A 24,651-nucleotide genomic window follows, 5' to 3' on the forward strand; every position below is an offset into this window, starting at 1 on the left:
GGGCAAGAGCACACCATGAGCAATAGGGACTCACTGCTTGGACTTTTGCTCGGCTCCCGCTCCCCTCGTGACTCCGCGTCCGCCCCCGCAGGACGCGCGGACGACGAGCCGGGGCCGCAGCTGCACCTGGTGGAGCGGGGCGGCGTCGCCCTCCGCGAGGCGCCGGAGCAGGATCTGCGCGGCGAGTCGCCCCAGCTGGTACTTGGGCGGCGAGACGGCCGTCAGCGGGGTCTCCGCGACATCGGCGAACTCGTTGTCGTAGCTGATCATCGCCAGGTCCTCGGGCACCCGGAGCCCGGCGCGGCGGACCGCCCCGAGCATCAGCGCGGCCTCCCGGTCGCCGAAGCAGAGCGCGGCGGTGACCCCGGCGGCCCGCAGCGCGGCGAGGGCCCGGTCGGCGCGGTCCGGGTCCCAGCCGGCCATGACGTCCCTCTCGTACGGCGGCGCCCCGGGCAGCCCGAGGTCGGCGAGCGCCCGGGCGAAGCCGGACTCGATGGGCGCGGTGGTGGGCGCGTCGGTGCGGGCGACGAGACCGAGCCGTTCGTGGCCGAGGCGGTGCAGATGGCGCACGGCGTCGTAGGCGCCGCCCTCGTGGTCGGTGCAGACGTGTTCGGTGGCGTCGCCGGGGCCGTGGGCGGCGAGCCGGCGCTCGACGAGGACGGCGGGCACGGGCAGCGCGAGGAGTTCCTCGGCGCGCCGGCCGGGGTCGGTGGCGGTGTGCAGGCTGGGGACGAGGAGGAGCCCGTGGACGCCGTCGGAGAGGAGTCGTTCGACGGCGGCGTCCTCCTCGTCGGGGTCGTAGTGGGAGCAGGCGAGGACGAGCCGGGCGCCGTCCGCCGCGAGTTCCTTCTCGATGCCCTGGAGGACGCGCGGGTAGTAGAACGTGGTGTCGGGGACGAGGACGCCGACGACCCGGCGGCCGGTCCCGCCCCGCTCGGGGCGGTGGGCGGCGAAGGTGCCCGCGCCCTGGCGGCGCTCGACGAGGCCGAGGGCGACGAGGTCCTCGTAGGCGCGGCGGACGGTCGTCACCGACAGGCCCGTCTCGGTGGCGAGGGCGCGCTCGGTGGGGAGTTTGCTGCCGGGCGGCCAGGTGCCGTCGAGGATGCCGCGCCGCAGCTCGGCCATGAGGGCCCGGAACTTCAGTTCCCGGCCGGACGCCGGAGTCTCGCGTCCCGTCATCCGGGCCCCCTCACGCTCGCCGCGCCGCGCGCGGCGCCTTTGCTGGTCGATTGCGCGCCGCATCCTATGCCCGGACGATATGCCCGGACGATCGGCACCGGCCCCGGGAGGTCAGGCCTCGTCCCTGGCGAGCGAGAGCAGCCGGTCGAGGACGCGCGGCCCCCCGGCCCGTACCCCGTCGTGCTCGAACTCGTCGGTCACCCACGTCCGAAGGCCGCGCACGGCGCTCGCCGTTTCGAGGGAGTGGGTGGTGTCCACGTACATGTCGTCGTGGTAGACGGCGGCGGCGACGGGGATCTCGTTGGCGGCGAGGCGCTCGGGATCGTAGAGCGGGTCCCAGTCGACGCGCGCGGCAAGCAGCTCGGCGGTCTCGCGGAGCTGCCGCAGGGCGGGGTCGGTGGTGAAGTGCCAGGGGTGGACGGTCTCGCCGGTGAAGAGGAAGGGCGCGCCCGCGGAGAGGGCCGACGCGGCGTCGAACTCGGGGAACTCGCCGCGTACGCGCTCGGCTGCCCAGTCGGTGGGGCCCTGCCCCTGGGCGTAGATGGCCTCGTGGAGCACGGCGTAGAGCGGGTGACCCGCGTACGACAGGTGGGCCTGGACCTGCTCCAGGAAGGCGTCGGCGAGCGCGGGTCCGCCCGGGGTCGGGACGAAGGCGTGCTCCAGGAGCAGATGGAGCTGGTGGGTGCCGTCGCCGGAGCCGAGGAGGATGCCGAGGGACTGGAAGGCCTCGACGGTCAGCATCCCGCCGCCGGGGAGGGTCACCTCGCGGTCGAGGAGGTGGGCGGCGATCGCCCGGGCCCGTTCGGCGTCCTGCGGGTAGCGGGCGAAGTGGGCCTCGTTCTTGCGCCGGATGCGGGGGTAGGCGGCCCGGTAGACCTCGTCGGCCGTGGCGTGCAGGGAGGGAAGGCCTCCGGTGACGAGGACCGTCTCCAGACCCTCGGGCGCGGTGGAGAGGTAGTGGGTGGCGCAGAAGCCGCCGAAGCTCTGGCCGAGGACGGTCCAGGGAGCGCCGCCGGTGAGGCGCCGCCGGATCAGCTCGCAGTCCTTGACGATCGAGTCGGCGCGGAAGTGGGCGAGGTAGTCGGCCTGCTCGCGCGGGGTGCCGCGCAGGGGCAGGGTCTGGCGGTTGGCGGGGGTGGAACGGCCGGTGCCGCGCTGGTCGAGGAGGAGGACGCGGTACTCGCGCACGGCCCGTCCGAGCCAGGCCTGCGGGCCGACGAAGCGGCGGGCGCCGAAGCCGGGGCCGCCCTCCAGGTAGACCAGCCAGGGGAGCTGGTCCCGGTCTTTGCCGGCCCTCCCGCTCGCGACGAGCTCGCGGCCGTAGATCTCGATCCGCTCACCGTCGGGGCGCGCGTGGTCGAGGGGGACGGGGAAGCGGTGGTCGGTGAGGACGAGGCCCGGCTGGCGGTAGGTGGTCAACGCTGCTCCTGCTGCTCCTGATCGGTACGCCCCCGCCATGACAGTGGATCACATGGCGGGGGCGTACCCGGGGACAGGGCGGGGCGGGTCAGGAGGTGGGGAAGGAGTCCGCCGTCCTGATGCGGTCGCGGATCCAGACACCGGCGGGCTTGAGGGAGCCGGTGCCGGTCCACGTTCCGCCGGCGGCGCAGGTGCCGGGCTTGAAGACGGCGCCGCTGCGGTCGTCGTCGGAGAAGTTCCAGTTGACCCAGCTGATCTTCTTCGCGGCCATCAGGTCGAGGTACTTCTGCGTCATCGCGAAGTCGTTGCCGCCCTCACCGGCGTAGTTCTGCGTGCCGAACTCGGTGACGAAGACGGGCAGCTTGTCGGCGGCGCGGGACAGGGTGTTCAGGTACTCGTCCCGGTGGGAGTACGCGTAGAAGTGGAACGTGTACATGATGTTGGTCGCGTTCACGGGGTTGGACACGACCTCGGACTCGTTCGCGCCTTCCGAGACCCCGAACGAGGACCAGGCGCGGGTGCCGACGAGGACCGGCGTCTCGGCGTCCTTGGCGCGGATGACGGGGATGAGCTGCTCGGCGTAGCTCTTGATGCGGGACCAGTCGACGCCGCTGGGCTCGTTGGCGATCTCGTACAGCAGGTTGGTCTTGGAGCCGTGGCGCTGGGCGATCTCGGTGAAGAAGGTCTTGGCGCGGGCGAGGTTGTAGTGGGGGTCGCCCGGGTCGAGCATGTGCCAGTCGACGATCACGTACATGCCGCGTGCGGTGGCCTGCTCGATGAGGGAGTGCGCCAGGTCGGTGTACTTGCGGGGGTCGGTCTCGTAGCCCTCCTCCTGGACGTACGTGGAGACCCGCAGGACGTCGGCGTTCCAGTCCTTGGCCAGGGCGTCGAGGGAGCCGCCCGTCAGGCACTGGGCGTACCACTGGGTGCCGTGGCTGGACATACCGCGCAGCTGGATCGGCTTGCCGTACTTGTTGCAGAGCTTGGTGCCGCAGACGGTGAGCTGTCCGTTGATCGCGGCGGGGGTGGAGGCGGTGGGCGGCGGGGTGGTCGCGGTGTCGACGGTGAGGTGGTCGACGTTGGGGCCGCCGTTCGCGGTGGTGGCGGTGGCGCGGACGGTGTTGGCGCCGGCCTTGAGGGTGGCGGTGATCTGTGTGGTCGCCCAGCTGGTCCAGGCTCCGGTGCCGGCGAAGGCCTTGGCGGAGGCGGCGGTGGTGCCGTTGACGGTGATGTCCATGGGGCGGTTGGTCGTCGTGCCGTTGGCGTACCGCAGGGTGAGTGTGGCGGTGCCCGCCTGGGCGGCGTTGACGTTCCACTGGACGTGACTGCCGCTGACGTTGTCGTAGTTGACGAATCCGGTGCCGGTGAATCCGGCGTGGTTGGACTCGGCGAGGCCCTGGGAGACGGTGGCCGTCTCCGCCTCGTGGGTGACGGGGGCGGCGCTCGCGGTGGGCGGTGCGGTGGCGAGGCCGAGGAGCAGGGCGCCGAGGGCGGTGCCGGCTACGCCGAGGCGCCGGAGTCCGGTGCGGGGTCGGGGTCGGGGTCGTATGGATCGTGCCGAAGTCATGGGGGTCTCCACGGAACGATGAACGGGCGGTGAGGGATGGAGCGTTGGACTGGAAGGAAACTTTCCTAACGGATGAATAGCAGGGGTTCGGAGCGCCCCGCAAGGGTCATGACAAGAGACGCTGTTCAGCGGGCTGACGACGGAGCCTCGACGCGTCAGCCCGGAATCAGGCCCTTGCCGGCGAGGTAGTTCCGCGCCACGTCCTCGGGGAGGCGGCGCCAGCTGTCCACCCGCTCGTTGAGCTCCGCCAGATCCGCCGTGGTCAGGACGGTGTTGAGGCGGTCGAGCGCCTCCGTGACGCGTGCGCTCCCGGCGCGGGCGCGGTTCACGACGGGCACGATGTGGTCGGCGTTCTGGAGGTTCTTGTCGTCGGCGAGGAGGACGAGCCCGAAGTCGTCGAGCGTGGCGTCCGTGGTCGTCGTGAGCACCAACTGGTCCTGGCCGCTCTGGACGGCCTGCTTCGCCTGGGTCGTCCCGACGCCCTTGGGGTCGACGGCGGTCACCTCGATCCCGTAGACCTTCGCCAGACCGGGGGCGCAGTACGGCCGCCGGACGCACTCGTCCCCGGCCGCGAGCCGGACGGGGAGGCGGGCGGCGCCGAGGTCGCTCAGGGTCTTCAGGCGGTGCTGGGCGGCGTAGGCGGCGGTGACGGCGAAGGCGTTCTGGTCGACGGCGCGGCCGGGGTCGAGGACGGTGAGCCCGCGCGGGGCGGCGAGCGTGCGGAGGGCGGTCATGGTCGTGGCCAGGTCGGGCGACCCGACGGTCGGCGCGTCCGCCCCGTTGGCCTTGGCGTTCAGCCAGTCGGCGAAGGTCGCCGCGTACTCCGGCACGACGTCGATCTGCCCGTTCTCCAAGGCGGGTTCGTACAGCTCGCGGTTGGTGACGGAGAGGATCTTCGTGCGGTAGCCGGCGTCTTCGAGGAGCAGCGCGTACATCTGGGCGAGCAGGTCGCTCTCGGTGAAACCGGCCGAGCCGACGGTCAGACTGCGGCTGTCGCCGGGCGGCGCCGTGACCTCGCCCTGATCCTCCAGACTCGGGCCTGCGGCACAACCGGACAGGGAGAGGGCGAGGGCGAGCAGCACTGCCGTGCGTACGTGGGGCGGCCTCACGCGCCGCTCCCCCGCGCCCCGGCGGGCGCGAGGCGCTGGACCCCCTCGAAGACCCCCTCCATCAGGAGCGCGAGCACGGCGACGAGGAGGGCACCGGCGACGACCTGGGGTGTGGAGGCGAGGTTGAACCCCGCCGTGATGATCCGGCCGAGCCCGCCGCCGCCGGCGAGCGCGGCCACGGTGGCGGTGGCGACGAGCTGGACGGCGGCGATCCGTACGCCGGTGAGGATCATCGGCAGCGCGAGCGGCAGCTCGATCCGGGCGAGGGTCTGACCGCCCGTCATGCCCATGCCCCGGGCGGCCCGTACGACGTCGGCGTCGACGCCGCGCATCCCCACGTACGCGTTGGTGAGCAGCGGGGGCACGGCGAAGAGGACGAGCGCGATGATCGTCGGCCACTGGCCGTACGGGCCGATGGGGCTGAGGAGCAGGAGGACGAGGACGGCGAAGGTGGGCACCGCTCGGCCCGCGTTGGCGAGGTTCACGGCGAGCGCGCCGCCCTTGCCGAGGTGACCGAGGACGAGGGCGACGGGCAGGGCGACGAGGCAGCTGAGCGCGAGGCAGACGAAGGTGAGGAACAGGTGCTCGCCGAGCCGGTGCCAGACCCCGTTCTCGCCGGACCAGTGCGCGGCGGTGGTGAGCCAGGACCAGGCGTCGGTCAGCGTGGTCACGCGGCCTGTCCCCGGGTCCAGGGGGTGAGGAACCGCTGTGCGCCGAGGAGGAGCAGGTCGGCGATGACCGCGATGATCACGCAGAGGACGGAGGCGGTGAGGACCTGGGCCTTGAAGTAGGTGTTCATCCCGGCGTAGATCAGGTTGCCGAGACCGCCGTGGCCGACGATCGCGCCGATGGTGACGAGGGAGACGGCGGAGACGGTGGCGATGCGCAGCCCGGCCATGGCGGCGGGCAGCGCGAGGGGCAGTTCGACGGCGAGGAGGAGGCGGATCGGCCCGTAGCCGAGGCCGCGCGCGGCCTGGCGCGTCTCCTCGGGGACGGCGCGGAGCCCGGCGAGGATGTTCCGTACGAGGAGGGTGAGCGAGTACAGGACGAGACCGGCCACGACCAGGGCTGCGGAGAGTCCGTACGCGGGCAGGAGCAGCGAGAACATCGCCAGGGACGGGATCGTGTACAGCACCGTGGTGATCCCGAGGACGGGCCCTGCCGCCCAGCCCCAGCGGCGCGCGACGACCGCGAGGGGCAGGGCGAGCAGGACGCCGAGGGCGACCGAGACGCCGGTCAGCTGGAGGTGCTGGACGACGGCGTCGGTCAGGATCTCGCCGCGCGTGGACACGTAGGCGCCGCAGATCCATTCGTTGCGGGCGAGGCAGTCGTCGGGCGGCGCGGTCACCTTCCCATTTCGGGTGGGACGGGGGTCCGTCCGCACCCCGGCCGGGCCGTTCGGGTACGGAGGCGGGCCGTTCGGGTACGGAGCCGGGACCCGGAGCCTGGTTCCCGCGGCTCAGGCGTGTTCGTTGAGGACGGACAGGACGTTCCCCGCCGGGTCCGTGAACCAGGCGATCGTCGGCACGCCGTCGCCGCCGCGCATGATGCCCTTGTCGTCCGTGTCGAATCCGGGGTAGCGCTCCGGGGTCACCCCGCGCGCCGCCAGCTCGTCGACGGCCTTGTCGACGTCGTCGACCTCGAAATTGAGGATCGTGTACGAGGCGGGGGTGTGGTTCTCCTTCGGGTAGACGAAGACCCGGGTGCCGCCCGCCAGGGTGAGGAAGAGCATCCGCATGTCGCCCTCCCCCGACTCCTCCACCTTCAGCCCGAGGGTCTCGCCGTAGAAGCGCCGGGCGGCGTCGAGGTCGTCGACCGAGAAGCCGCTGAACGCCGTGGTCTCGCCGAACATGGCGTACTCCCTTCCGGGGGACTCCTCCGAGACCCCCTTCCAGGATCCGCCGACGGACCGCGAACCGCTCAGGGAGCGATCGGCAGCTGCCGCTTGTGCTCGGTGAGCCGGTAGCGGCGGACGATGGAGGCGAAGGCGGCCTCCGCGACCGGCTTGCCCTCCAGGAAGTCGTCGATGTCGTCGTACGTGACGCCGAGCGCGTCCTCGTCGGGCTTGCCCGGGTCCAGGGTCTCCAGGTCGGCCGTCGGGACCTTCCACACCAGACCGGCCGGGGCGCCGAGCTCGGCGGCGACCGCGCGGACGCGCCGCTTGGTGAGACCGGTGAGCGGGACGACGTCGGCGGCGCCGTCGCCGAACTTGGTGAAGAAGCCGGAGACGGCCTCGGCGGCGTGGTCGGTGCCGACGACGAGACCGTCCTGGGCGCCGGCGACCGCGTACTGGGCGATCATCCGCTGGCGGGCCTTGATGTTGCCCTGCACGAAGTCCTGGTGGTGGGCGTCGCGGAAGGTCACCCCGCCCGCGAGGCAGGCCTCCAGGGCCGCGTCGCTCGCGGCCTTCACGTCCACCGTGAGGACCTGGTCGGCGCGGATGAAGCCGAGGGCGGTCTGCGCGTCGCTCTCGTCGGCCTGGACTCCGTACGGCAGGCGCATGGCGTAGAAGGTCGCGTCGTGGCCGGCGGCCCGGACCCGCTCGACGGCGAGCTGGCAGAGCCGCCCGGCGGTGGTCGAGTCGACGCCGCCGCTGATGCCGAGGACGAGGGAGCGCAGCCCGGTGGTGGTGAGGCGCTCGGCGAGGAAGGCCACTCGGCGCTCGATCTCCACGGCCGGGTCGAAGGTGTCGGACACCTCGAGGTCCCGGGCGATCTGCTGCTGGAGGGCGGTGGACGCCGCGTCGGTCACGGGGGTCTCCTCGTCGGGGTCGGGCTGGCTGCGATGTACCGGGGTCGACTCTACGCGCCGCCCGGTCAGGCGACGGACGGGTCCGGGGCGCAGAGCACGTCCACCCGCTGGACGAGGTTGTTGGCGAAGCCGCCCCGGTTCCACGGGGCGGCGAGCGGCTGGACGTGGCCTCCGGCGTCGGTGGCCCGCACGGCGAGGTGGTGCGGCCCGGGCGTCGCCGTCCACGTGGTGTGCCAGGACGACCAGGCCCAGGGGTGTGCGGGGTCGTGGTCGAGTACGGCGTCGGTCCACGCCGTACCGCGGTAGTACGTGCCGGCCTCGCCGTCCATGCCGTCCTCGCCGACCTCTCCGACCTCGACGCGGGTGACCGGGCCGTGCCCGGACCAGGCGCGCCCGGCGAGCGGGACGGGCCCGGGGCGGACGACCCGGGTGCGGGACATGAAGTCCGGGAAGCCGGGCGGGATCATCAGGGCGCGGGGCGCGATGAGCGTGACGGGCTCCCCGGGCTCTTCCCCGTCCGTCGACGCCCTGATGCGGTAGGCCACGCTCTGCTGGAAGCCGGTGAACGGGTCGGCGGTGACCGTGATGTCGTGGAGCCACTTCACGTGGGCCATGCCGTACCAGCCGGGGACGACGAGCCGGAGCGGGCTGCCGTGCTGCGGGGGCAGGGGCGCCCCGTTCATCGCGTACGCGACGAGGACGTCCCGCGCCGGGTCGGCCGCGACCGACAGGGGGAGGCTGCGCCGGTAGTCCTGCTCGACTCCCCGCTCCACCCCGTGGTCGGCGCCGGTGAACACGGCCTCGGCCGCGTCCTCGGCGGTCCCGGCCTCCGCGAGCAGCCCGGCCAGCGGGACGCCCGTCCAGTCGGCGGTGCCGACGGCCTCGACGAGCCAGGGCTGGCTGACGGGCCGGGGCGTGAGCCGGGCGCGGCCGTTCCCGGCGCACTCCAGCGTCACGCGGCGCGTGACCGAGGGCCGGGCGCGCAGCGCTTCGAGGTCGAGGGCGAGCGGCCGGAGCACCCGGCCGCCGAGGGTGAGCCGCCAGCCGTCCGGGTCGGTGGCGGGGATGTCGTAGTGCACGAGGACGTAGTGGAGGCCGGGTGGGGTCACGTCGTACCGCAGGGCTTCCAGCGGCATCCCGTGGTTGCGGGCGGCGAGGGCGAGTTCCTGGGCGGTGATGCCCTCCTCGGGGCCCGCGAGCCGCCCGGGGGCGCTGATGCCGCCCGGTTCGCTCGGGGATCCGTCCATGACCTCATGGTGCGCCGGGCTGCGGACGGTGTCCTGTCGGGGCGAGCCGAGGCCGGGCCGTGCGTCCCGGCCCGGCCTCCCCGTACGGCGAGCGGGCCCGGCTCCCCCGTCCTCAGGCCCGCGGGGAGCCGCGGAGCGCCCGGTCGAGGCCGTCCTGCGGGAGGCCCGTGAGGGCGCGCAGGAAGATCTCCTCGTAGGCGGGCTCACCGATGGTCGCGCGGGCCGTATCGGTGTACTTCTCGCGGAGGGCGCGCAGGCCGGGCAGGCCGCGACGGGGCTGGCCGGTGGAGCGCCAGTAGGCCTCCCCCGTGCCCGAGACGTCGGCCGCCCGCTCGCCGTCGCCGGCGGCCGCGAGGGCGGTGGCGAGGACGTCGAGGCCGAGGGCGACGCCCAGGCTCGCGCCGAGCCGCCGGGTGCCTTCGAGCATGGCGCGGGCGTGGCCGGCGGCGGCTGCCGGTTCGCCCTCCAGGAGGCCGGTGAGGGCGAGCTGGTACTCGAGGGCGGTGCGGGTCCAGTGCTCGTCGAGCTCCTCGCAGAGGGCCCGGAGCGCGAGGGCCCGCTCGCGGGCCTCGGCGAGCCGGCCCAGGCCGGTGAGGGCGAAGACCCGCACGAGGCCGCAGCGGAGCCGGGCGGCGGAGTCGGCCGGTCCGCCGGACACGGCGTCGAGGACGTGGTCCACGACGACGAACGCGGCCATGGGGCGGCCGGTGGTCAGGGCGAGGAGCCCCGCGAGGGCGGCGGCGTCCAGGGTGAGGTCGCCGGGCCGGGGCCGCCCGGCCCCCGCGTACGGATCGTCCGGCCGCTCGCCGGGCCGCGCCTCAGGACGCTCACCGGACCGCGCCTCGGACCGCGCCTCGGACCGCGCCTCGGACCGTGCGTCCCGCCGTGCCTCCTGCCGCCCCTCCCGCCGTCCCTCCGGACGCCCCTCCTCCAGGGCCTCCTCGTACTCCGTGTAGCGGGCCTCGCGGGCGCAGCGTTCGCTGACGTCCTGGGCCGGGCCGAACTCGCCCTGGAGGACGAGGGTCACGCCGAGCGCCCAGAGGGCGCGGGCCCGGGCACGGCCACGGGAGCCGCTGAGGAGCAGGGCCTGTTCGAGGCCGTCGCGGGCCTCCCGGAGGCGGCCGCGGCAGGACCAGGCGAAGGCGACGGAGCCGACGAGGTCGAGGGCCGCGTCGGGGTCGGTGCGCAGCAGCCGGTCGAGGGCGGTGCGGAGGTCGGTGTGATGGGCGTCGACGCTCCGGTACCAGCGGAGCTGGCGGGCGCCGAGCCATTCGGTGTCGGCGCGGCGGGCGATGCCCCGGAAGTGGGCGGCGTGCCGGTCGGCGACGGTCCCGGTCTCGCCGGTCCGCTCCAGCCAGGTCGCCCCGTACGCGCGGATCGTGTCGAGCATCCGATGGCGCCCGGCTCCGTCGGGCGGGCGGACCACGGAGGAGCGGACGAGTCCGTCGAGGGCCACCGGCAGGGTCGCGGGGGTCAGCGGGCCGCCGGAGCACACGGCGATCGCCGAAGTGAGGTCGAAGGGGCCGCGGAAGACGGACAGGCGGGCCCAGAGGAGGCGTTCGAGCGGGGCGCACAGCTCGTGGCTCCAGCCGATGGCGGCGCGCAGGGTCTGGTGCCGGCTGGGCCACACCCGCTCGGTGTGGGCGAGCAGGTCGAAGCGGGCTCCCGGCGGGGTGTCGAGACGGGTCCCGAGCTGGTCGCGGACGGCCTCGGCGCCCTGGAGGCGGATCTGCGCGGCGGCGAGCTCCAGGGCGAGGGGGATGCCTTCGAGGCGTACGCAGATCTCCCCGGCGGGTCCCGCGGCGGGGAAGTCCTCCCCGGCGGCCCGGCGGAGCAGCTCCAGGGCGTCCCGCCCCGCGGGCGGCAGCGGGTCGAGGGCGACGACCCGTTCGCCGTCGACGCCGAGGGGGCGGCGGCTGGTGGCGAGGACCGTGAGTCCCGGGGCGGCGGCGAGCAGGTCGGCGACGAGCCGGGCGCAGGGGTCGGCGAGGTGCTCGCAGGAGTCGAGGACGAGGAGCAGCCGGTCCTCGGCGAGCCTGCGGCAGAGCGCGGTGCTCGCCATGCCGGGGGTGTGGTCGGCGAGGTCGACGGAGTCGGCGACGAGCGCGACGAGGAGCCGGTCTCCGTCGAGGGGGGTCAGATCGGTCCACCAGGCGCCGTCCGGGAACCGCTCGGCGGCGCGGTGCGCGGAGCGCAGCGCGAGCCGGGTCTTGCCGACGCCGCCGACGCCGGTCACGGTGACGAGGCGGTCCTCCGCCAACGCGGCGGATATTCGGCCCAGTTCCGTGCGGCGCCCCACGAACCCAGGGTTCTCGTCCGGAAGATGTCCACGCACGAGAGCAGTCTCCCTCATGAAAGCGAGGAACGGGCGTACGGATCCGGTTCGTTACGCACCTTCGACGGTCACCACCACCGAGTGCCATCCCTGCGCCCCGTCGGGCATGGTGCCGGTGCGCTTCTCGGGCTGGGTGGCGCCGGTGCCGTCGGTGGCGCGGACGGTGAGGGTGTGCCGGCCGGGAGTGGCCTGCCACGGGTACGCCCACTGGCGCCAGGTGTCACGGCTGTCCTCGGTGGCGAGCCCGGCGTCCCGCCAGGGGCCGTCGTCGATCCGTACCTCGACGCGGGCGATGCCCCGGTGCTGGGCCCACGCCACTCCGGCGATCATGACGGTGCCGGCGGCGCGCCGGGCGAGGGGGCGCGGGGTGTCGATGCGGGACTGGGTCTTCACGGGAGCCTCGGCGGCCCAGCCGCGCGGGACCCAGTAGGCGTCGTAGGCGTCGAAGGTGGTGAGCTCGATCGACTCGATCCACTTGCAGGCCGAAACGTACCCGTACAGGCCGGGGACGAGCATGCGGACGGGGAAGCCGTGGGTGAAGGGCAGGGGTTCGCCGTTCATCCCGAAGGCGAGGAGGGCGTCGCGGCCGTCCATGACCTCCTCGACGGGGGTGCCGATGGTCATGCCGTCGACGGAACGGGCGACGAGCTGGTCGGCGGTGCCGCCCTCGGAGGGCGGCCGGACGCCCGCCTCGCGGAGCAGGTCGGCGAGGTGGACGCCGAGCCAGCGGGCGTTGCCGACGTAGGGGCCGCCGACCTCGTTGGAGACGCAGGCCAGGGTGATGTCCCGCTCCACCACCCTGCGCGCCATCAGCTCGGGGAGAGTGAGGACGCGTTCCTCGCGGACGCCGCTGCCGTGGATGCGCAGGCGCCAGCGATCGGCGTCGACCTTGGGGACCACGAGCGCGGTGTCGACGCGGTAGAAGTCGCGGTTGGGGGTGAGGAAGGGGCTGATGCCGGGGACGCGGAGCTGGGCCCCGGCGGGCACGGGCGGGGCGGGGGGCGCCGGGCGGGGCAGGCGGAGCGCCGCCCGGGAGGCGGCCGCGTCCTCCGCGACGGGCGAGCCGGCCGCCCTGCCGAGGGCGGCGGCGCCGGTCGCGGCGATCCCGGCGGACGCGGCGACGATCAGGAAGCCGCGCCGGTCGGACCGGACGGTGGTGTCCGTCCGGTCCGCGCGGTCCGGCCGGTCCGCGTGGTCCGGCCGGTCCGCGTGGTCCGGCCGGTCCGGCACTTCCGACCGGTCCGGCTCGCCCGCCAGGTCCGTCCGCGCGGCGGCGCCTGCCCCCGGGGCGAGGAGCCGGCCGGTCAGGGCGTACAGCAGGACCGCGCCGACGGCCGCGCCGACGAGGGAGGGCACGGCGTCCAGGGCGGAGTCCGAGTCGGGGCGGGTGACGGCGGCGAGTGCGCCGAGGAGGCCGAAGGCGCCGACCGCCGCCGAACCGGCCGCCCGGTGCCGGAGCGCGAGCAGCCCGATCCCGGCGGCGAGCAGGCCGAGGAGGACCAGGATGCCGAGCTGGAGGACCGCCTTGTCGCTCTCGCCGAAGGCGCGGATCGCCCACTGCTCCACGGCCGCCGGGGTCCGGTCGACGACGGCGCCGCCGACGGCCGGCACGGGGCTCGCCTCGGGCCGTACCCAGGTGGCGACGAGGTCCGCGACGGCGAGCGAGACGTACGCGGCGACGAGCCCGCCGACCGCTGCCAGGAGTCGGTCCGTGCGCGTGGGCTCACGCGGGGGCGCTGAGAGGGTCATGCCTCTCATTCGGCATCGACGGCGCTCCGGATGGGGTGATTCACCTGGAAGGGTGGATCTCGGCGCCGACCGGCCCCTTTCCCCGACGCGCCCCGCATGCGCGTCGCCCGTGCATCGATTCCGGCCTCAGCCCGCGAGAGCGGTGGCACGCCGGCCCCTGATGTTCGGGGCGGAGTGCCACCGGAGGCGCTCGACCAGGCGGTACGGAGGACCGGTCCCGCCGCGGTCGTGCTGTGGGCCCGACCCTGCTGCACCGCGCTCAGTCCTGACCCCGGGCGTGGCGGAAGCGGGCAAGCCCGTCGGCGAGCTCGACCATCGGGTCGGGGTAGTCGTAGCGGGCCCGTTCGAGGCCGGGCAGTCTCCACGGCTCGTGGATCGCGGGGCCGTCGAGGCCGGCGAGTTCCGGCACCCATCGCCGTACGTAGGCGCCGTCGGGGTCGTACCGCTTCCCCTGGATCACCGGGTTGAGCACCCGGTTGGGGCGGCTGTCGGTGCCCGTGCCGGCCATCCACTGCCAGTTGAGCTGGTTGTCGGCGACATCACCGTCGACGAGCAGGTGCATGAAGTGCCGCGCGCCCTCGCGCCAGTCGAGGTACAGCGTCTTGGTCAGGAACGACGCCGTGAGCAGCCGCCCCCGGTTGTGCATCCAGCCCTCGTGGGCGAGCTGCCGCATCGCGGCGTCCACGACGGGGTAGCCGGTGCGGCCCTCCTGCCACGCCCGCAGGTCGGCCTCGGCCCGCTTGCCGCGTCGCCAACGGTCGTGACGCGTGCGGTAGTCGGCGGCAGCGGCGTCGGGTCGCGCGGCGAGGACCTGGTGGTGGAAGTCGCGCCAGCAGAGCTGCCGGACGAACGCCTCCGCACCCGGCCCGCCTCGCGACCGGGCCCGGTGGACGGCCTCGGTCGCCGAGACGGCCCCGAAGTGGAGGTACGGCGACAGGCGCGAGGTCCCGTCGCCGGCGAGGTCGTCGTGGCCCTCCTCGTACGCGTCGGCGCCCCGGCGCAGCCAGCCGGCGAGCCGCTCGCGGCCCTCCTTCTCGCCGCCGGTGGCCACCCCTGCCGAGACGGAGGGGACGTCGGCCGGAGTGGGCAGGCCCTCGGACCGGACCTCCTCGGGTACCCGCACGCGGCCGGGCGCCGCGAGCGGCTCACGCAGACGCTCGTGCGACCAGCGCCTGAAGTAGGGGGTGAAGACCGCGTAGTGGTCCGAGCCGCTCGGTGTCACCGCGCCGGTGGGCAGTGCGGTGACGACGCCGTCGTGGACGTACAGCCGCCGCCCGTCCGCCTCCAGGGCGCGGCGCAGCCGGTCCTCGCGGCGCCGCGCGAAGCCGCTGCACCCGGCCGCCATGTGGACGTCGTCGGCGTCGGCCTCGCGCACGACGCGGCACACCTCGGCGACGGTGTCGCCCGAGCGCACGACAAGTCGGCCGCCGCGCTCCCGCAGTCCGGCGTCGAGGCCGGTGAGGCAGGCGGCGAGGAAGGCGAGGCGGTTCGGCGCGGCCCGGCCGGCGCGGTCCACCGCCGGATCCCGCACGAACAGGGGGACCACCTCGTTCCCCTGGCCCAGCGCGGCGCGCAGGGGCGGATGGTCGTGGACGCGGAGGTCCGAGGTGAACAGGACGACCGAGACGTTCATGGCACCGCTCCTGGCAGGGGACCACCGACCGCCACGCGACGCGCGGGCCCGGTGCTCGCTGGGCTGACCTTGCGAGGGTCATTCGCGGCGCGTGCGTGCGCCGGATGCGGTCTGCGGGGCGGAGGTGCGGGGACGCCGGACCGCGCCGTCACTCTCGCTCCCCGCGATCCGGCGCGGCGGACGGCGAGGGCGGGATTCCGGCGGGTGCCGGGCGGGGCCCCGTGGCGGCGTCGTCCGGGTTCAGGCCCGTCCTCTCCGGCTCCGCCGCCCCGTCCGCCTCCGCGTTCCGGGCGATGTTGCGGGCCATTCCGCCGAAGACCACGGCGTGGAACGGCGAGACGCTCCACCAGTAGGCCTGACCGGCCAGACCGTGCGGGTGGAACAGCGCCCGCTGGCGGTAGCGGGTCACCCCGTTCCCGTCACGCTCGACGTACATCTCCAGCCAGGCGAGGCCGGGGAGGCGCATCTCGGCCCGCAACCGCAGCAGCCGGCCGCGCTCGATCTCCTCCACCCGCCAGAAGTCCAGCGAGTCCCCGACTCTCAGGCGCAGGGCGTCGCGCCGCCCCCGGCGCAGCCCGACGCCTCCGACCAGTCGGTCGAGCCACCCCCGGACGGCCCAGGCGAGGGGGAAGGAGTACCAGCCGTTCTCCCCGCCGATGCCCTCGACGACCCGCCACAGCGCCTGCGGCGAGGCGTCGACGGTCAGCTCGCGCTCGTCGGTGTAGAGGCTGCCGCCCGCCCAGTCGGGGTCGGTGGGCAGCGGGTCGCTCGGCGCGCCGGGCACGGACGCGGAGGACCAGCGGGTGACGATCCGGGCCTCGCGGACCCGTTGGAGGGCGAGCGCGAGCGCCGTGTCGAAGCCGAGGGGGTGGCCGGGCGGGTCGGGCACCAGGCCGGCGATGTCGTGCTCGTCGCAGACGACCTCGTGGCGGAGCGACTCGGCGAGGGGGCGGGCGAGGGACCGTGGCACCGGGGTGACGAGGCCGATCCAGTGGCTGGACAGGCGCGGTGTCAGGACCGGTACGGGGACGATGAGCCGGCGGGGCAGCCCGGCGACGTCGGCGTAGCGACGCATCATCCCGAGGTAGGTGAGGACGTCGGGGCCGCCGATGTCGAAGGCGCGGCTGACGTCCTCGGGCATCCGCGCGCTGCCGACCAGGTAGCGCAGGACGTCCCGGACGGCGATCGGCTGGATCCGGGTGCGCACCCAGCTCGGGGTGACCATCACGGGCAGGCGTTCGGTGAGATAGCGGAGCATCTCGAAGGAGGCCGAGCCGGACCCGATGATGACGGCCGCGCGGAGCACCGTGGTCGGAACCCCGGATTCCAGGAGGATCCGCCCGACCTCGGCGCGTGAGCGCAGATGCGGCGAGAGCTCCCGGTCGGGGACGCCGCGGGGGGTGAGGCCGCCGAGGTAGACGAGGCGGCGGACCCCGGCGGCGCGGGTCTGTTCGGCGAAGGTGAGGGCCGCCAGGCGGTCGGTACGCTCGAAGTCGCGCCCTCCGCCCAGGGCGTGCACCAGGTAGTAGGCGACGTCGACGCCCCGGAGGGCGGGGGCGAGGGTCTCGGCGTCGGTGACGTCCCCCTGGACGGTCTCCACCGCCCCCGCCCAGGGATGGTCGCGCAGCTTCGCGGGGGTACGGGCCAGGCAGCGCACCCGGTATCCGGCCGCCAGGAGCTCCGGGACGAGGCGCCCGCCGATGTAGCCGCTCGCGCCCGTGACCAGGCAGAGCGGTCCCGGGGTGTCCTGCCGTGGCGCGTCGCTCATGGAACCGCTCCGTTCCGCTGTCGGGGCCCGCATTCGGCCCGGGGTGTCTACTCTCTCCTTCCCGGGACCGGGCCGCCGCGGATGCGGATGCGGTCCTACCGGGGCCGCCGGGCTCGTGCGCGCCCCGTGCCCCGTGCCCCGGTCATCTGCTCCCGTCCGTCGGGCCCAGATGCTCGCCCGGCGTGGCCAGTTCCTCCACGGCGTCGGCCCCGACGACCGCTCCCGTGGACTTCTTGCCGCGCCGCAGCCGGCCTTCGAGCCAGGACGCGAAGGTGGTGAGCGCGAAGTTGAGGATGACGAAGATCACGGCGACGACGGTGAAGCAGGCGATGGTGTTGGCGCCGTAGTTCGCGCTCATCGGGCGCACGGAGGCGAGGAGTTCGGAGAAGCCGAGCATCGCGCCGCCGAGCGCGGTGTCCTTGACGATGACGACGAGCTGGCTGACCAGGGCGGGCAGCATGGCGGTGACCGACTGCGGGAGCAGCACGTACGCCATGGTCTGGCCCTTGCGCATGCCGATCGCCTTCGCCGCGTCGGTCTGCCCGCTCGGCAGGGCGAGGATGCCGGCGCGGACGACCTCGGCGAGGACGGACGCGTTGTAGAGGACGAGGCCGGTGACGACCGCGTACAGGGGGCGGGTGTCCGGGCTGATGTCGGTGAACTCGGAGTAGGCGGCGTTGGCGAAGAGCATCAGGATCAGGACGGGGATGGCCCGGAAGAACTCGACGACGGTGCCGGCCGCACCGCGCACCCAGCGGTGGTCGGAGAGCCGGAAGATACCGAGGAACGCGCCGAGCGGCAGCGCGATCACCATGGCGAGCGCGGCGGCGATCACGGTGTTCTGGAGGGCGGGCAGGATGTACGTCTCCCAGATGCGGGGGTCGGTGAAGAAGGGTGCCCACTTGGACCATTCCAGCTGGCCCTTCTCGGCGAGGCTCGCCACCACCCACCAGACCACGGCGGCGAGCGCGATCAGGAACAGCAGCGTCCAGAGGAGGTTGCGCCGCCGGGCGCGCGGCCCGGGGACGTCGTAGAGGACCGTGGGCTTGTCCTTCACCGTTTCACCGCCACCTTCTTGGCGACCCAGCCGAGGAACAGCCCGGTGGGCAGGGTGAGACAGAGGAAGCCGACGGCGAAGATCGCGGAGATGAGGATGAGTTGGGCTTCGTTCTCGATCATCTCGCGCATCAGCAGGGCCGCTTCGGCGACGCCGATCGCGGCGGCCACGGTGGTGTTCTTGGTGAGGGCGATGAGGACGTTCGCGAGCGGGCCGACGACGGAGCGGAAGGCCTGCGGGAGCACGATGATGCGCAGGACCTGCGGGAAGCTGAGGCCGATGGCGCGGGCCGCCTCGACCTGGCCGAGGGGGACGGTGTTGATGCCGGAGCGGAGCGCCTCGCAGACGAAGGCGCTCGTGTAGGCGGTGAGGCCGAGGAGGGCGAGCCGGAAGTTGATCGTGGTGAACCGGTCGGCGCCCAGGCTCACGCCGAGGGTCTGGAAGAGGCCGAGCGAGGTGAAGACGATGATGACGGTGAGGGGGATGTTGCGGACGATGTTGACGTAGACGGTGCCGAAGCCCCGCATCAGGGGGACGGGGCTGACGCGCATGGCGGCCAGCAGCGTCCCCCAGATCAGGGAGCCGATGGCGGAGTAGACGGTGAGCTGCACCGTTACCCAGAAGGCTCCGAGCAGGTCGTACCCCTGGAGGAAGTCGAACACGACGGCCTGCTCAGTTCACGATGACGCCGATCTTCGGGGCGGGTTCGTTCTGGTAGCCGGCGGGGCCGAAGTTCTTCTCCACCGCGGCGTCCCAGGAGCCGTCGGCGACCATCTTCTCCAGCGCGGTGTTGATCTTGGCCTTGAGGTCGCTGCCCTTCTGGACGCCGATGCCGTAGTTCTCGTTGCTCATCTTGAAGCCGCCGAGCTTGAACTTGTCCTTGAACTCGGCCTGCGAGGCGTACCCGGCGAGGATCGAGTCGTCAGTGGTGACGGCGTCGATGACCCCGTTCTCCAGGCCGGTCAGGCACTCGGAGTAGCCGCCGTACTCCTGGAGCTGGGCGTCGGGGGCGATCTCGTCCTTGACGTTCTGTGCGGAGGTCGAGCCGGTGACCGAGCACAGCTTCTTGTTGTTCAGGTCGGACGGCTGCTTGATCGAGTCGTCGTCGGCGCGGATCAGGACGTCCTGGTGGGCCAGGAGGTAGGGCCCGGCGAAGTCGACCTTCTCGGCCCGCTCGTCGTTGATCGAGTACGAGGCCGCGATGAAGTCCACGTCGCCGCGCTGGAGCAGCGTCTCCCGGTCGGCGCTCTTGGCCTCCTTCCACACGATGTCGGACGGCTCGTGGCCGAGCTCCTTGGCGATGTACGTCGCCACGTCGACGTCGAAGCCCGTGTAGGTGCCGTCCGGGGTCTTCAGGCCGATGCCGGGCTGGTCGTACTTGATGCCGACGGTGATCTGTTCGCCATTGTGGTCGCGTGGCACCTCTCCGGCGGCGCCGGACGCGAGTCCGGCGGAGGTGAAGGAGAGGACGACGGCCGCGGCGACGGCCACGGTGGCCCTGCCGGTCCTGTGCGCGTTCATGTGGATCACCCCTGGGGGCTGCTGATCGGGCGACGTCCGGGACTCAGTGGTGGAGGATCTTGGACAGGAAGTCCTTGGCCCGGTCGCTGCGCGGATTGCTGAAGAACTCGTCCGGGGTCGTCTCCTCGACGATCCGTCCGTCGGCCATGAAGACGACGCGGTTGGCGGCGGAGCGGGCGAAGCCCATCTCGTGGGTGACGACCACCATCGTCATGCCGTCCCGGGCGAGTTGCTGCATGACCTCCAGAACCTCGTTGATCATCTCGGGGTCGAGCGCGGAGGTCGGCTCGTCGAAGAGCATCACCTTCGGATCCATGGCGAGGGCGCGGGCGATCGCCACGCGCTGCTGCTGACCGCCGGAGAGCTGCGCCGGGTACTTGTCCGCCTGTTCGGCGACCCCGACCCGGTCGAGCAGCGCGCGGGCCCGCTGCTCGGCGGCCTTCCGGCTCTTCTTGCGGACCTTGATCTGGCCCAGGGTGACGTTGTCGAGCACCGTCTTGTGCGCGAAGAGGTTGAAGGACTGGAAGACCATGCCGACGTCGGCCCGCAGGGCCGCCAGCTCCCGGCCCTCGGCCGGGAGCGGACGGCCGTCGATGACGATCTCGCCCGCGTCGATGGCCTCCAGGCGGTTGATCGCCCGGCAGAGCGTCGACTTTCCCCCGCCCGACGGTCCGATGACGACGACCACCTCGCCTCGGTGGATCGTCAGGTCGATGGACTGGAGGACGTGCAGGGTGCCGAAGTGTTTGTCCACCGCGCGCAGCACGACGAGCGCGTCGCCGCCTTCCGGGACGGGCATGGCACCCTCCAAGGGTCACGCCCCCGTTTGCCGGTCCCTCCTCACGTTCATGCTCCGCCCTCCGCCGGGCCCGCGCACGCCGGGCGGAGGGACGGAAGATCAGCCGGTGGTCTCGCGTACGGCGATCTCGATCAGGTCGCAGACCTCGGCCGGCCGGGAGGCGAGCGAGGCGTGGCTCGCGTCGAGCTCGATGGTCTTGCGCGGGTTCATGCGCTGCGCCATCCGGCGCTCGTTGTCGGGGTGGATCATGCGGTCCTGGGTCGAGACCTGGTACCAGCACGGCTTGACGCGCCACGCCGGGGCGGTGACGTTGTCGCCGAAGGTGGACGCCAGCGGAGCCTTCTGGGTGACGGCCATGACGAGGGCCTCGTCGGGGGCGAGGTCCTGGGCGAAGCTCTCATGGAACGTGTCCGGCTTGACCCAGAGGTAGCCGTCGGAGTCGGGGGCGATGTTCTCGAAGGCGGCCGGCGGGTGTTCCTGGCTGATCTGGCCGGGGCTCTCTCCGGCGTCGGGCGCGAAGGCGGCGATGTAGACGAGGGCCTTCACGTTCGGCAGGTCGCCGGCCTCGGTGATGACGGCACCGCCGTAGGAGTGGCCGACGAGGACGACGGGCCCGTCCACCTGCTTGATCATCTTGCGGGTGCGTTCGGCGTCGTCGGCGAGCGAGGTGAGGGGGTTCTCGACGGCGCGGATCTTGTCGTAGCCACGCTTGTTCAGCTCGACGATGACGTTCGCCCAGTGGGCGGCGCCGCCCCAGAAGCCGTGGACGAGGACGATCGTGGGCTTGTCTGCCATGGGCTTCCGTACCGATCTGTGCGAGGGATGGATCCCGCCCCTGTCCCGCCCCGTCTCCCCGCGGCCACGCTACGTGCGCGGTGGTGGCCCCGCACGCGCGCCCGGGCGGGCTGGCGGACACTGAGGATGGGAGCCGAGCGTCCGAGGAGGGTCCGCCATGACCAGATCCGCGCCCAAGGTCAGCACGTTGCCGCCGGAGCACCGGGAGCGGCTGATGGCCTTCGCCGAGGACGTGTACTTCGATTCCGGTCATCGGCTGTTCGAGGAGCAGCAGCACTGCGACCGGTTCTGGATCGTGAAGACGGGAGCGGTGACGCTCGACGCCAAGGTGCCGGGCCGCGGGTCGCCGGTGATCGAGACCCTGCGCCACGGCGAGCTCGTCGGCCTCTCCTGGATGTTCCCTCCGTACCTGTGCCAGTCGGGGGCCGAGGCGATGACGCCGGTGCGGGCGTACGAGTTCGACGCCACGGCCGTCCGGTCGATGTGCCGCTCGGACACGGAGTTCGGCGCCTCGGTCATGTTCTGGGTGGGGGCCATCCTGGCCCATCGCCTGAACGTGACCCGGGTCCGGCTCCTGGACCTGTACGCCCCGCACGGGAGCGGCATCTTCGCGTGAGCCCCGCCCCCTCCTCGTCAGGGGAGGGGGCGGGGCTCCGACCTGGACTAGTTCACGAAGACGGCGGGGCTGCCGGCCTGGCTGGTGTCCAGGACGGGGCCGTACTTCGCCGAGAAGTAGCCGTTGGCCGGACAGGTTCCGGGGCCGCTGGCCTTGGTGAACAGCTGGTCGGTGAAGGTGAGCGAGTTGTCGGTGTTGGAGGGCGTGGCGGTGAGGCCGGCAGCCCGGTAGACGCAGGTCATCAGGCCGAGGATGCTGTTGATCTTCAGGGTGGTCTGGATCGGGCCCGCGGCGCCCGCCGTGACGGTGAGTGCCCCGCCGGAGACGACGGCCGTGGCGAACGGCAGGTTGTTGACGGTGATGCTCTGGACGCCCGTCGCGCCGACGATGTTGGTGGTGCAGCTGCTGAGCGTGTGGGCTGTCGCGGTCTCGGTGGCGGTGCCGGGCGCGGCGGGGTTGCCGGTGACGGTGGCGGTGAACGCGGAGGTGCTGCAGGTGATGCCCGTGCTGCCGCCCTGCGTGGTGGCGATCCGGGCCTTGGTGCCGGTGGGGAGCGAGGCGGAGAGGACGTCGCCGACCGCGACGGCGGGGCCGGTGGCGGAACCGGTGGTGAGGACGTTGCCGGCGGCGGAGCCGACGGCGCCGGCCTGGGTGGTCGCGGCGAGCGTGGCGGAGACGGCGAGGCCGACGGCGGCGAGGAGAGCGTGCTTGCGCATGAGGGTGCTTCCTTCCGTACGGAGGGGGGGGTGGGGAAGTCGGGGCGTACGGAGCGATGTGCGAGACCGCTGCCGGAACGGTCCGGCGCCACGGACGATGTCCGGCAGCGGCGTTCTGGAGAGGGGGCCGGAGAGGGGTGCTGGGGAGGTGCGGGAGCGTGATACTCGGTGCGGTGTGCGGTGAGGACGTGCCCCGTCCCTCGGGGATCGGCTCCACCGGACACGTGAGAACACCCGATGACACTCGGCGCACCGAGAGGAAAACCCACGAGGGTTGTAATCCTGCCGAGTATGTGACGTCAACAAGTCCGGAAGGATGTGGCCGATGACGAGTGCCCGCGAGGCCGAGGAGGGGCTCGTCCTGCCGGGGGCCCGCTCGGGCCGTGAACCGGGGCGCTCCCTGCGCCCCGGACCTCGCCGGCTGAGCCCCGAGCAGGTGGCCTCCCGACAGCGCGAGCGGCTGCTCGACGGAGTCGCCCGTACGGTCGCGGAGAACGGCTACGCCGGGGCGCGCATCAGCGACATCTGCCGGGAGGCCGGGGTGACCCGACCGGTCTTCTACGAGCTGTTCTCCGGCAAGGAGGACGCCGTCATCGCCGCCTACCGGGGCGGTACGCAGCAGGTGGTGCGCGCCATGCAGCGGGCGTACGACGAGGCGGGGGGCGCGGCGGACTGGCCGGCCTCCGTGCGGGCCGGGCTGCGGGTGCTCCTGACCCTGCTCACGCAGACGCCCGCCTTCGCCACGATGGTGGTCGAGATCGAGTCGGTGGGGCCCGCGGGGCGCAGGGCCCGCGCGGAACTTCTGGCCAGTTTTCGACGGTTCTTCGCGGACGCGCCGGCGGGGCCGCCGTGGGTGGCGCGGGGCGAGCTGGTGGACATCGTGGTGGGTGCCGTACACGCGGCGGTCCACCGTGCGGTCGACGAGGGCCGGTTCACCGATCTCCCCCTTCTCCTCGACACCCTCGTACACGTCGTGGTGGCCCCCTTCACCCCCGAATGATCGATCGCCGGGGGGTCGACAAGCAGCACATGCACGCTGGTTGACCCCGGGTAACCGCAAGCCTTACGGTCCCCGGAAGGTTCCCTGCGGCACGTCCGCCTCCGCACCACGCGAGGAAGACCCGGGCAGCTCGGGGAACGGTCCGCGCCAGGACACCGCCGCGCAGGTCTGTTTCCTCACCCATGTCAGGAGCGCCTCATGGCCATGTCCGAAAACAACCGGGAGATCGCGCACACCCCGTTACCCGACGACGGATCCGGCAGACGCGGCCGGGTCCGGTTCCGCCGCGCGGCCCTGATGGGCGGGCCCGCCCTGGCCGCCGCGGCCGCCCTCGTGGTGCTGACCGCGCAGGGAGCACTCGCCGCCCAGTTCGCCATCTCCGGCATGCCGTTCACGGTGACCGCCGACAACCTGGAGGGCCGGGGCTTCGGCCAGTTCGGCGGGCTGGACAACATGCCCGAGGGCAGCCCGAACGCCGGCGACACCGGGGGCCAGATCCTGGTCATCGTCACCGCGATCCGTGAGGCCGAACTCACCAACCTCTGCCAGAGCGTGGAGCTCGGCGGCACCTACCTGCACATCACGGCGGGCGCCAAGGGCACCCCGGTCAAGGCCTCGGGGCTCACCACCGACTCCACGGAGATCTCCGGCAAGGTCGCCGACTTCGACAACATCGAGATCGGCGGCGACGCGAGCACCTTCGACAAGCCCCCGGTCAAGGGGCCGCTGGGCGTGTTCGGCCAGCAGGCCGACACCGTCCGCATCAAGGACCTGCGGCAGACCAACTACGCCACGACCGCCGTCCGGTTCACCCTGCCCGACCTGCACATGCGCTTCAGCTCGAAGGGCTGCTGAGCGTGGCGTCCGGCCGCCGCCCCCGCCATCCCTGGCGGGCCTTCCGGCTCTGGCGGTACCGCCGCCCGTTCGGCGCCGGTCTCACGCTCGCCCTGGGCGGCGCGGAGATCCTGCTGACCCAGCGGGCGAGCATCACCGTGATCCTCACGGCGGGGGCGGACAGCCTGGTGGGCTACGTCCTGCCCGTCCTCATGGTGATCTGCGGAGTGCTCGTCGTCCTCAACCCGCGCCAGCGGCTCTTCTACTCGGTCGTCGGCGTCCTGGCATCCCTGGGGAGCTGGGTGACCTCCAATCTGGGCGGGTTCTTCCTCGGCATGATGCTGGGGCTCGTCGGCAGCTCACTCGCCTTCGGCTGGCTGCCCGACCGGCCACGGCGCCGGTCCCGGCGTCGCGGGCGACGCCGGGAGCAGGGCACGGCCGGGAGCGGGGCGGCGGCGCTCACCGGAGCCGCGGCGAGTGCGGCGGCCGGACCCGCGCCGGAGCCACGGCCCGGCGCCTGACCTGCCCGTACGGGCGGCTCCGGTGCGCCTCCACC

General features: G+C 73.2%; 23 protein-coding genes. 4 read left to right on the top strand and 19 right to left on the bottom strand.

Annotated elements, in window-relative coordinates; genetic code table 11:
• Positions 1–30: 30 nt before the first annotated feature.
• The 18 genes from OG357_RS03360 to OG357_RS03445 all read right to left on the bottom strand — a co-directional run bounded on the left by OG357_RS03360 (position 31) and on the right by OG357_RS03445 (position 20,929).
• Positions 31–1,179: a GntR family transcriptional regulator gene (locus OG357_RS03360; protein WP_329619675.1), complete on the bottom strand. Its 1,149-nt coding sequence runs from the start codon at positions 1,177–1,179 to the stop codon at positions 31–33.
• A gap of 111 nt (positions 1,180–1,290) precedes the next feature.
• Positions 1,291–2,637 (bottom strand): alpha/beta fold hydrolase, encoded by a 1,347-nt coding sequence (locus OG357_RS03365; RefSeq protein WP_329619676.1) that lies wholly within the window; start codon positions 2,635–2,637, stop codon positions 1,291–1,293.
• Between the two features lie 49 nt (positions 2,638–2,686).
• The gene (locus OG357_RS03370; RefSeq protein ID WP_329619677.1) at positions 2,687–4,165 is read right to left on the bottom strand and encodes a cellulase family glycosylhydrolase; all 1,479 of its coding nucleotides are present in this window, start codon (positions 4,163–4,165) and stop codon (positions 2,687–2,689) included.
• A gap of 155 nt (positions 4,166–4,320) precedes the next feature.
• Positions 4,321–5,274, bottom strand: a complete 954-nt coding sequence (locus OG357_RS03375) for an ABC transporter substrate-binding protein (protein WP_443066617.1) — start codon at positions 5,272–5,274, stop codon at positions 4,321–4,323.
• Positions 5,271–5,945, bottom strand: coding sequence for an ABC transporter permease (locus tag OG357_RS03380; RefSeq protein ID WP_329619678.1), 675 nt, complete (start codon positions 5,943–5,945; stop codon positions 5,271–5,273). The genes OG357_RS03375 and OG357_RS03380 overlap by 4 nt, the downstream gene beginning before the upstream one ends.
• Positions 5,942–6,622, bottom strand: a complete 681-nt coding sequence (locus tag OG357_RS03385) for an ABC transporter permease (RefSeq protein WP_329619679.1) — start codon at positions 6,620–6,622, stop codon at positions 5,942–5,944. Before OG357_RS03385 ends, OG357_RS03380 begins: the two co-directional genes overlap by 4 nt.
• Positions 6,623–6,733: 111 nt before the next feature.
• A complete protein-coding gene (locus OG357_RS03390) occupies positions 6,734–7,126 on the bottom strand; it encodes a VOC family protein (RefSeq protein ID WP_329619680.1) in 393 nt (130 codons plus the stop codon).
• Between the two features lie 68 nt (positions 7,127–7,194).
• Positions 7,195–8,025 (bottom strand): ammonia-dependent NAD(+) synthetase, encoded by an 831-nt coding sequence (gene nadE / locus OG357_RS03395; RefSeq protein WP_329619681.1) that lies wholly within the window; start codon positions 8,023–8,025, stop codon positions 7,195–7,197.
• A 65-nt stretch (positions 8,026–8,090) separates the two neighbouring features.
• Entirely contained in the window at positions 8,091–9,272 is a 1,182-nt protein-coding gene (locus tag OG357_RS03400; protein WP_329619682.1) for a sulfite oxidase, read from the bottom strand.
• A 112-nt stretch (positions 9,273–9,384) separates the two neighbouring features.
• The gene (locus OG357_RS03405; protein ID WP_329619683.1) at positions 9,385–11,571 is read right to left on the bottom strand and encodes an ATP-binding protein; all 2,187 of its coding nucleotides are present in this window, start codon (positions 11,569–11,571) and stop codon (positions 9,385–9,387) included.
• A gap of 87 nt (positions 11,572–11,658) precedes the next feature.
• Entirely contained in the window at positions 11,659–13,356 is a 1,698-nt protein-coding gene (locus OG357_RS03410) for a molybdopterin-dependent oxidoreductase (RefSeq protein WP_329619684.1), read from the bottom strand.
• Positions 13,357–13,615: 259 nt separating this feature from the next.
• A complete protein-coding gene (locus OG357_RS03415; protein ID WP_329619685.1) occupies positions 13,616–14,989 on the bottom strand; it encodes a cryptochrome/photolyase family protein in 1,374 nt (457 codons plus the stop codon).
• Positions 14,990–15,137: 148 nt separating this feature from the next.
• Positions 15,138–16,757: an SDR family oxidoreductase gene (locus OG357_RS03420; protein WP_329619686.1), complete on the bottom strand. Its 1,620-nt coding sequence runs from the start codon at positions 16,755–16,757 to the stop codon at positions 15,138–15,140.
• 142 nt (positions 16,758–16,899) lie between these two features.
• The gene (locus OG357_RS03425) at positions 16,900–17,814 is read right to left on the bottom strand and encodes an amino acid ABC transporter permease (protein ID WP_329619687.1); all 915 of its coding nucleotides are present in this window, start codon (positions 17,812–17,814) and stop codon (positions 16,900–16,902) included.
• Positions 17,811–18,476, bottom strand: coding sequence for an amino acid ABC transporter permease (locus OG357_RS03430; RefSeq protein WP_329619688.1), 666 nt, complete (start codon positions 18,474–18,476; stop codon positions 17,811–17,813). The genes OG357_RS03425 and OG357_RS03430 overlap by 4 nt, the downstream gene beginning before the upstream one ends.
• 10 nt (positions 18,477–18,486) lie before the next feature.
• Complete coding sequence (locus OG357_RS03435; RefSeq protein ID WP_329619689.1) at positions 18,487–19,335, bottom strand: glutamate ABC transporter substrate-binding protein; 849 nt, start codon at positions 19,333–19,335, stop codon at positions 18,487–18,489.
• A gap of 43 nt (positions 19,336–19,378) precedes the next feature.
• Entirely contained in the window at positions 19,379–20,134 is a 756-nt protein-coding gene (locus OG357_RS03440) for an amino acid ABC transporter ATP-binding protein (RefSeq protein WP_329619690.1), read from the bottom strand.
• A gap of 99 nt (positions 20,135–20,233) precedes the next feature.
• Positions 20,234–20,929, bottom strand: coding sequence for an alpha/beta hydrolase (locus OG357_RS03445; RefSeq protein WP_329619691.1), 696 nt, complete (start codon positions 20,927–20,929; stop codon positions 20,234–20,236).
• A 157-nt stretch (positions 20,930–21,086) separates the two neighbouring features.
• Here OG357_RS03445 and OG357_RS03450 point away from each other — a divergent pair, with 157 nt between their 5' ends.
• A complete protein-coding gene (locus OG357_RS03450) occupies positions 21,087–21,545 on the top strand; it encodes a Crp/Fnr family transcriptional regulator (protein ID WP_329619692.1) in 459 nt (152 codons plus the stop codon).
• Between the two features lie 47 nt (positions 21,546–21,592).
• On the opposite strand, the gene OG357_RS03455 is transcribed toward OG357_RS03450, so the two are convergent.
• Positions 21,593–22,261: a Tat pathway signal sequence domain protein gene (locus OG357_RS03455; protein ID WP_329619693.1), complete on the bottom strand. Its 669-nt coding sequence runs from the start codon at positions 22,259–22,261 to the stop codon at positions 21,593–21,595.
• Positions 22,262–22,586: 325 nt separating this feature from the next.
• On the opposite strand from OG357_RS03455, the gene OG357_RS03460 reads away from it, so the two are divergent.
• The 3 genes from OG357_RS03460 (at position 22,587) to OG357_RS03470 (ending at position 24,616) form a co-directional block, all read left to right on the top strand.
• A complete protein-coding gene (locus OG357_RS03460) occupies positions 22,587–23,261 on the top strand; it encodes a TetR/AcrR family transcriptional regulator (RefSeq protein ID WP_329619694.1) in 675 nt (224 codons plus the stop codon).
• A 204-nt stretch (positions 23,262–23,465) separates the two neighbouring features.
• Positions 23,466–24,116 (top strand): DUF6230 family protein, encoded by a 651-nt coding sequence (locus OG357_RS03465; RefSeq protein WP_329625477.1) that lies wholly within the window; start codon positions 23,466–23,468, stop codon positions 24,114–24,116.
• Positions 24,117–24,118: 2 nt separating this feature from the next.
• On the top strand, positions 24,119–24,616 hold the full coding sequence (locus tag OG357_RS03470; RefSeq protein ID WP_329619695.1) for a DUF6114 domain-containing protein: 498 nt from the start codon (positions 24,119–24,121) through the stop codon (positions 24,614–24,616).
• Positions 24,617–24,651 lie beyond the last annotated feature (35 nt).

This window comes from Streptomyces sp. NBC_01255, assembly GCF_036226445.1.
Classification (GTDB): domain Bacteria; phylum Actinomycetota; class Actinomycetes; order Streptomycetales; family Streptomycetaceae; genus Streptomyces.